The organism is Selenomonas sp. (assembly GCF_052169755.1).
Taxonomy (GTDB): Bacteria; Bacillota; Negativicutes; order Selenomonadales; family Selenomonadaceae; genus Selenomonas.
In genome coordinates this window covers 1-6,957 of the sequence record NZ_JBQNBV010000106.1, presented here as the reverse complement: position 1 = coordinate 6,957, position 6,957 = coordinate 1, and the positions used below count along the sequence as shown (strand labels likewise).

Annotated in this window: 9 protein-coding genes; 8 read left to right on the top strand and 1 reads right to left on the bottom strand. The window is 48.1% G+C overall.

Annotated features, from left to right (window positions below):
• The first annotated feature begins 142 nt into the window (after positions 1-142).
• From ACTTKG_RS07965 to ACTTKG_RS07955, 3 genes are all read left to right on the top strand, one after another.
• Positions 143-757 (top strand): IS30 family transposase, encoded by a 615-nt coding sequence (locus tag ACTTKG_RS07965; RefSeq protein ID WP_442673688.1) that lies wholly within the window; start codon positions 143-145, stop codon positions 755-757.
• Between the two features lie 364 nt (positions 758-1,121).
• The gene (locus ACTTKG_RS07960) at positions 1,122-1,811 is read left to right on the top strand and encodes a DNA alkylation repair protein (RefSeq protein WP_442673687.1); all 690 of its coding nucleotides are present in this window, start codon (positions 1,122-1,124) and stop codon (positions 1,809-1,811) included.
• A gap of 223 nt (positions 1,812-2,034) precedes the next feature.
• The gene (locus ACTTKG_RS07955; RefSeq protein WP_442673686.1) at positions 2,035-2,328 is read left to right on the top strand and encodes a GNAT family N-acetyltransferase; all 294 of its coding nucleotides are present in this window, start codon (positions 2,035-2,037) and stop codon (positions 2,326-2,328) included.
• Positions 2,329-2,962: 634 nt separating this feature from the next.
• Here the strand turns inward: ACTTKG_RS07955 and ACTTKG_RS07950 are convergent.
• Positions 2,963-3,817 carry a polysaccharide deacetylase family protein gene (locus ACTTKG_RS07950; protein WP_442673685.1) on the bottom strand — a complete coding sequence of 285 codons (855 nt, stop codon included), beginning with the start codon at positions 3,815-3,817 and terminating at the stop codon, positions 2,963-2,965.
• 415 nt (positions 3,818-4,232) lie between these two features.
• Here ACTTKG_RS07950 and ilvN point away from each other — a divergent pair, with 415 nt between their 5' ends.
• The 5 genes from ilvN to ACTTKG_RS07925 all read left to right on the top strand — a co-directional run.
• Positions 4,233-4,763: an acetolactate synthase small subunit gene (gene ilvN, locus ACTTKG_RS07945; protein ID WP_442673684.1), complete on the top strand. Its 531-nt coding sequence runs from the start codon at positions 4,233-4,235 to the stop codon at positions 4,761-4,763.
• The gene (ilvC, locus tag ACTTKG_RS07940; protein ID WP_442673683.1) at positions 4,744-5,757 is read left to right on the top strand and encodes a ketol-acid reductoisomerase; all 1,014 of its coding nucleotides are present in this window, start codon (positions 4,744-4,746) and stop codon (positions 5,755-5,757) included. The genes ilvN and ilvC overlap by 20 nt, the downstream gene beginning before the upstream one ends.
• A 102-nt stretch (positions 5,758-5,859) precedes the next feature.
• Positions 5,860-6,126 carry a DUF4160 domain-containing protein gene (locus ACTTKG_RS07935; RefSeq protein WP_442673682.1) on the top strand — a complete coding sequence of 89 codons (267 nt, stop codon included), beginning with the start codon at positions 5,860-5,862 and terminating at the stop codon, positions 6,124-6,126.
• Between the two features lie 13 nt (positions 6,127-6,139).
• Positions 6,140-6,388 (top strand): DUF2442 domain-containing protein, encoded by a 249-nt coding sequence (locus ACTTKG_RS07930; protein WP_264919136.1) that lies wholly within the window; start codon positions 6,140-6,142, stop codon positions 6,386-6,388.
• 74 nt (positions 6,389-6,462) lie between these two features.
• The coding region (locus tag ACTTKG_RS07925) for an aconitase family protein (protein ID WP_442673681.1) at positions 6,463-6,957 on the top strand (495 nt) is incomplete at its 3' end.

Below are 6,957 nucleotides of genomic sequence, written 5' to 3'. Positions count from 1 at the left end.
AGAAAAATATTAGGTTACCGCACTCCAGAAGAGCTGTTTCAAGAACATCTCAACCACATTGTTTTTGCTGCTTGAAAAAATTTTAGGAAACTGTCCGATTTGCTATTGCAATTAACCCCTGTACAATTATATAGATTGAGACTTGTTCCTTGGAATCAGCGACAAAGACCTGCTACAGAAAAAGAAAGCGACCAAACAAGCCGTGCGCAAAGTACGAAAAGTTGCTTGGAACAACCGAGCCGGCAAAAGCATAGAAGAACGCCCGGAAGAAGTGAACCAAAGGAAAGAATTTGGGTATTGGGAGATTGATCTAGTGGTTGGGCGACAAGGAAGCAAACTTGTAATTTTGACCTTGGTAGAACGGCAAACACGCAAATCCATCTATGGGATCGTGAAAAACAAAACACAAAAGGAAGTGCTGCAGGCAGTTCGGCGCACCCATCGCCGCGTGAAGGGGGATTTCACGCAAGTGTTTAAAAGCATTATGGCAGACAATGGTTCAGAGTTTTTGGATAGCAAAGGGCTGCAAAAAGCAGCAAAGTGCGATGAAGTGTACTATGCACATCCTTTCAGCAGTTGGGAGCGCGGAAGCAACGAAAACGGGAACCGTATTCTGCGCAGATTTTTGCCGAAAGGAACGGATTTCAGCACGCTGAATCCAAGAGATCTGAAAAGGATTGAAGATTGGGTTAACAACTATCCGCGCAAAATCTTCGGCTATAAGACTGCAAATGATATGTATGCTGCGGCTGCATAAGCTATCAAAGTTTGACAGAACGATGCGACAATAAACTTGCAATCTTCCGTCCGATTTCATTGTACAATTAACCGTAGGAAAGTTCATAATTATATGCTACAATAAATTTGGTGATTTATGAAACTTATGAACTTGAACCTCTGAGGAAGATAATACTGAAAAACAATGTAGAAGTTGATGTGAAAGTGAAGTGTATAGACGATAACACTACCCATGCAAAGGTGGCTGAAAAAGTTGGCACTTCAGCATCCTATCTTAGCCGTGTGATCAATCGCGTTGATAAAGTCGTGTACAAGACCTTCGTTTCCGTTATGGAGGCACTTGGATATGATATTGAACTGCACTATGTGAAGAGGGATAGCGAATGATAGTTAAAGAAATTCAGGATGAATTATTTCGTCTCCAGGATGAAAAATATCAGGATTTCCAATCGAAGCTAATGCCGACGATTGAACCAGATACGGTGATAGGAGTGAGGACACCGGAACTTCGCAGATATGCCAGGCAGCTTGTGAAAAGAGAGGATATTTCATGCTTCCTCAACAATCTGCCACATCGACATTTTGATGAAAACCAGCTACATGCTTTTATTGTCTCTGAGATGAAAGACTATGACAGATGTATGAAAGAAGTGAACCACTTCCTGCCGTATGTTGATAACTGGGCAACTTGTGATCAGATGTCTCCAAAGATATTTAAGAAACACAAAAGAAGATTATTGGATCATATCAGGATCTGGATTCAATCGGATGAAATCTATACTGCACGGTTTGCAATGGGAATGTTGATGGAACATTTTCTGGATGAGGATTTTAATGCAAAATACCCGGAGATGGTGGCAACGGTCAGGTCGGACGAATACTATGTAAATATGATGATCGCATGGTATTTCGCAACAGCGCTGGCAAAACAGTATGAAGTTACGCTGCCTTATCTTGAGAAACAGCGGTTGGATACGTGGACGCATAATAAGACGATACAAAAAGCTGTTGAAAGTTATCGGATTACTCAGGAACAGAAAGAATACCTTAAGAGTTTGAAGGTAAAGAAGTAACATGAAGCAAATAAAAGAAAAAGAATAAGTGCGAGAGATGCTGGGCAGGGTTCGTAACGAGCATATTCCCACATGACGAGCGATAAACATAAAAAGTATGTAATCCGTAGCATTCGTAAAGGAGGGAAACCGATCTGCTGAAAGATTTCCGGTATGAAGCAATCTTCATACCGAAGGGAGTGGAGCCACTTACGGGGCTATCATCGAGAAACTGGAATTACGTGTGTACACAGATGATTTCGGTATCCGAAAGGGCGATAATTGTCTAGTGGCGGATTTCGGCGGTAAGGTGATCGAAGCGGTCTGGACGAGGATTATGGACGATTACGGTCACGTGGATGATGAGCCACCGTCCTTCGCAAGTTCGCTTTATAAGGAATATCGAGGTCAGGGCATCGGCTCACAGCTTATGGTGAAGATAAAATGGAAGGGATATGAACGAGCATCCCTGGCGGTGCAGAAAGCGAACTATGCCGTAAAGATTGTACAAGGATGTCGGATGCAAGACGGTCGATGAGAATGTCAAGGAATACATCATGGTGTGTGACTTGTAGGAAAATCATGACTTTTGGGTCAGACAGATTTGCTCCACGATATTTTTGGATGAGCCGATGACATTCATGGCATTGTCTCAAGGCATGTGGAGTGCGTTGTACTGCTTTCAAGAGATCAGAAGCAGGGAAAAGGCTTGGAATCGAGGAATTCCGAGAGATCGCTCGTGTGCGGAAGGGGGAGCGGAATCTTTTTTAAAGCGTTTAACAACAGTTTTGATCACTGAGATCTAGAGGGGGGTAACTACAGAACTGCTTTTTGTGCATAGCCGCGAGTATTTCGTCGATACAGGGCAACTCGTCTATGAAGAGCATCGCACCGTCTGCCGTAAGCCCTATAAGGTGGATGTCTCATTCGCCTTCTTGCGACACTTAGAACGAGCCGTGTTGGAGGAAAAACTCTCTCCCGATGCGGTTTGCGGCAGAGCAAAATTAGGGAGTGTTATTTCACACCCCCAATGTCACAGCATGAGCTAGGTAATCAACGAAAATGAAGAAAATTTTTATTGAATGAACAGCTATGCAGATCTATCAAACAAACAGCCGCAAACTGCAGGGAAAGATTGCAGTTTGCGGCTGTTCGAGATTTTCAAGCGCATTTTATGGCACGGGAATTAAGCGGGAGCAGGTTTCGTGACCGTCGTGCAGGAGATTCGTGCGCAGGTTTTGCAGATGTGAGAAGAGCGGTGTGAAGAGGATGCGCATCTTGAAGCGCAGGAAGGAATGGGATGTGCAGCCGAAGATGGGGATGCGATTGAGCGCGTAATGGTCGTCGCTTGGGTAGTCAAGTCCGTAGTTGACGGTGAATGCCGTGCGGTAGCCGGCTTCTTTTATGACGCGCTGCACCTCGTCGTTATATGCGCCGCAGGGATAGGCGATGGATGTGACACTTTTTTGGAGGTGTTCTTCGATTGCTCGTTTTGAATCTACAGCTTCGTGGTGCAACTCTTCGGGTGAACCGAGTTCGCTGAGTGCGACGTGAGTCATCGTGTGGCATTGGATGTCGATGGAGCCGGAGTCCTGCATTTCTTGGGCGATTTCCCATGTGAGATAGTTTGGATAGACATTGAGATAGTCTGTGATGATGTAGATTGAGCCTTTAAGTCCATATTTTTGCAAGATGGGGTATGCGTTGTTGTAGTTGTCTATATAGCCGTCATCGAAGGTGATGAGGATAGGATGATCCGGGAGAGATGCACCGTTTTCTAGGTGATCGGCGAGTTCATCTGCCGTAATGGTATGGTAGCCATTTTCGGCAAGATATTTCATCTGCGCATCAAATTCAGCGGTGCTCAAGGTCAGAGCGTTGTGGTCGCGGTCATTGATCTGATGATAGTTAAGCACGGGAATGCCGCCTTGATAGCTTGTAGATGAGAGAATGGCTACGGAGAGCAGGAGCATGAGGAGAACAGCGAAGAGAATTTTTTTCTTTGATATACGCACGGGAAAACACATCCTTCATTGAGTAGCGTTTGACAAGGTTTTTGAAGAAGCACGGATAAAATAGAACTCTCCGATTTGTCGATGCCAAGAGGCAGGAAGATGTGCCGAGACGACGAAACGGCATGTAGAAGGCACGATTCTAAACAAGAGGAGTCGTATTTGATAGCTTCTAGTTCCCTATCATATAGCAGAGCGTTTTTTCTGTCAAGAATATAGGAAATGCGGATAAAGGAAGCATGGATAAAATGAAATCGCCCAGATGAGGATCTGTCGACGACGAGGGGATGGTAGAGATCTGTGAAGATGAGTGGCTGAATTTATCCGTGATTTTTATGGAAAACGGAGGAAAATCTTGTTGACAAATAGGAGCGATGTTGCCATAATGTATACATGTTTACAACAGGAATGAGCGTTGGGAGGATTTCAGATGAGACATGTGCTTTCCATACTTGTGCGGAATCAGTCCGGCGTGCTCGTTCGTGTTGCGAGCATGTTTTCGCGGCGGGAGTTTAATATCGACAGCCTATCGGTCGGTGTAACGGAAACCGCAGAATTTTCCAGGATTACCGTCGTCGTGCATGGCGATGAGGAGCTTATTGACCAGATGATGAAGCAGCTCGAAAAGCTGCCCGATGTCGTCGAGGTGCAGGCGCTTTCGCCGGAAACGTCGGTTTTCCGCGGCACGACGCTCATCAAGGTCAAGGCGGACGATACGAATCGGCTTGACGTGCTCAAGATGGCGGAGATTTTCCGTGCGCATGTGGTCGATGTGCGGCCGACGACCTTGATTTTCGAGATCACGGGGGACGATGAGAAGGTTACGGCGTTCTTACAGCTTCTCTCACCCTACGGCATCTTGGAGACGATCCGCGCGGGGTTGATCGCCCTAGAGCGCGGCGAACATACCATTTATGAGAATTGCGAGGAGAGAGAGTACTATGGCAAAAACTTACTATGATCAAGACGTGAACTGGGAAGTCATGAAGGGCAAGACGGTTGCTGTCATCGGTTACGGCAGCCAGGGACATGCACATGCGTTGAATCTCAAGGAGAGCGGCGTCAATGTTGTCATTGGTCTTTACGAAGGATCGAAGTCTAAGACCGCCGCCGAGTCCCATAATCTCAAGGTTTTGCCGGTCGCTGAGGCGGTCAAGCAGGCGGATGTCACGATGATCTTGATTCCGGATGAGAAGCAGGCGGATGTTTACAAGAACGAGATCGCACCGAATCTCAAGCCCGGCAGTGCTCTTGCATTCGCACATGGATTCAACATCCATTTCCAGCAGATCGTTGCGCCGGCGGATATCGATGTGTTCATGGTCGCGCCGAAGGGACCGGGTCATCTCGTGCGCCGCACGTTTACGGAAGGCGGCGGCGTCCCTGTCGTCTTTGCTGTCTATCAGAATCCGACGGGAAAATGCTTCGACGTTGCGCTCGCTTATGCGCGAGGCATCGGCGGTACGCGTGCAGGCGCGATTGAGACGACCTTCAAAGATGAGACGGAGACGGATCTCTTCGGCGAGCAGGCTGTCCTCTGCGGCGGTGTATGCGCACTGATGCAGGCAGGCTTCGAGACGCTCGTCGAGGCGGGCTATAAGCCGGAGATGGCGTACTTCGAGTGCTTCCATGAGATGAAGCTCATCGTTGACCTGCTCTACGAGGGCGGTATGGCGAAGATGCGCAAGTCGATTTCCGATACGGCGGAGTACGGTGATTACATGGTAGGTCCGCGCATCGTTACGCCTGCGGTCAAGGCAGAGATGAAGCAGGTCTTGAAGGAGATTCAGAATGGTACGTTCGCACGCAACTGGCTTCTCGAAAATCGTGCTGCCGGCCGTGCGAATTTCCTCGCTGAACGCCGCATCCATGCCGAGCACCAGATTGAGAAAGTCGGCGCAGAACTGCGCGGCATGATGAGCTGGCTCAAGGATCAGAAAGAGCTTCAGTTCTGATTTTGGACGACCATAATTGTTGAATCTTGGAACGGCTTACACTCCTTTATGGTATAATGAGGTGTAAGCCGTTTTCTTTCGACTTGTAAGGAGGCGCTTCTTGTGCCCGTCATCTGCACGTTCAGCGGCATCAAGATTTACATCTATGTGGAACGCAATGAGAGGCATAAAATACCGCATCTTCACGCATATCACAATGAGGACAGCATTGTTGTTGACTTTGAAGGGAATGTTCTGGAAGGCAGTTTGCCGCGCAAGAAGCAGGCAATGCTTGTGGCGTGGACAATGATGCATGAAGACGAATTGCGGGAGAATTATGCATTGATGCTCGAAGGGAAACTGCCGTTTCGCATTGAACCTTTGCGTTGATAGGAGGCCGGTCATGAGAATATATCCGATATCGGTAAAGCCTTTGGCAAACTATATGCTGCAGCTGGAATTTTCCAATGGCGAGGTGCGCTGTTTCGATGTGAAGCCGTATTTGGAGATGCCTTTTTTTGCGCCGCTGAAGGATGAAGAGGCATTTCGTCAAGTTTCGGTCAACGGCATCACCGTCGAATGGCGCAACGGCAGAGATATCGCTCCGCATGAGTTATATGACGATTCGCTTCCTGTTTCGTCGATTGCGTGACTTTCTGCGGCATGAGCATCTGGAACACGAACGAGTTTCCAGGCAATGAATAGACTTATCCAGGAGGAAATTTCATGGGAATGAATATGACGGAGAAGATTCTCGCGCGTCATGCAGGACTTTCGCATGTCGAGCCAGGACAGCTGATTACCTGTCAGCTTGACATGGTGCTCGCGAATGACATCACGGCGCCGCCGTCGATCAAGGAGTTCGAACGCATCGGCCGCCCTGTGTTCGACAACGAGAAGATCGCGCTCGTGCCCGATCACTTCCAGCCGGCGAAGGACATCAAGGCGGCTGGACTCGGCAAGATCGTGCGCGACTTTGCGAGAAAGCACAAGATCAAGAATTATTTTGAGATCGGCCGCGTGGGCATTGAGCATGTCATTCTGCCTGAGTTCGGTCTTGTGGGACCGGGTATGCTGACGATCGGCGCGGATTCGCATACTTGCACGTATGGCGCCTTGAACGGCTTTTCGACGGGCGTTGGCACGACCGATCTCGCTGTCGGCATGGCGACGGGGCGGGCTTGGTTCAAAGTGCCCGAGACGATCGAGGTGCATCTGACG

Excerpts from the sequence above, each read along its gene's own strand:
- ilvN (WP_442673684.1), top strand. The coding sequence starts at position 4,233 with ATGAGACATGTGCTTTCCATACTTGTGCGGAATCAGTCCGGCGTGCTC.
- ACTTKG_RS07960 (WP_442673687.1), top strand. The coding sequence starts at position 1,122 with ATGATAGTTAAAGAAATTCAGGATGAATTATTTCGTCTCCAGGATGAA.
- ilvC (WP_442673683.1), top strand. The coding sequence starts at position 4,744 with ATGGCAAAAACTTACTATGATCAAGACGTGAACTGGGAAGTCATGAAG.
- ACTTKG_RS07950 (WP_442673685.1), bottom strand. The coding sequence starts at position 3,817 with ATGTGTTTTCCCGTGCGTATATCAAAGAAAAAAATTCTCTTCGCTGTT.
- ACTTKG_RS07930 (WP_264919136.1), top strand. The coding sequence starts at position 6,140 with ATGAGAATATATCCGATATCGGTAAAGCCTTTGGCAAACTATATGCTG.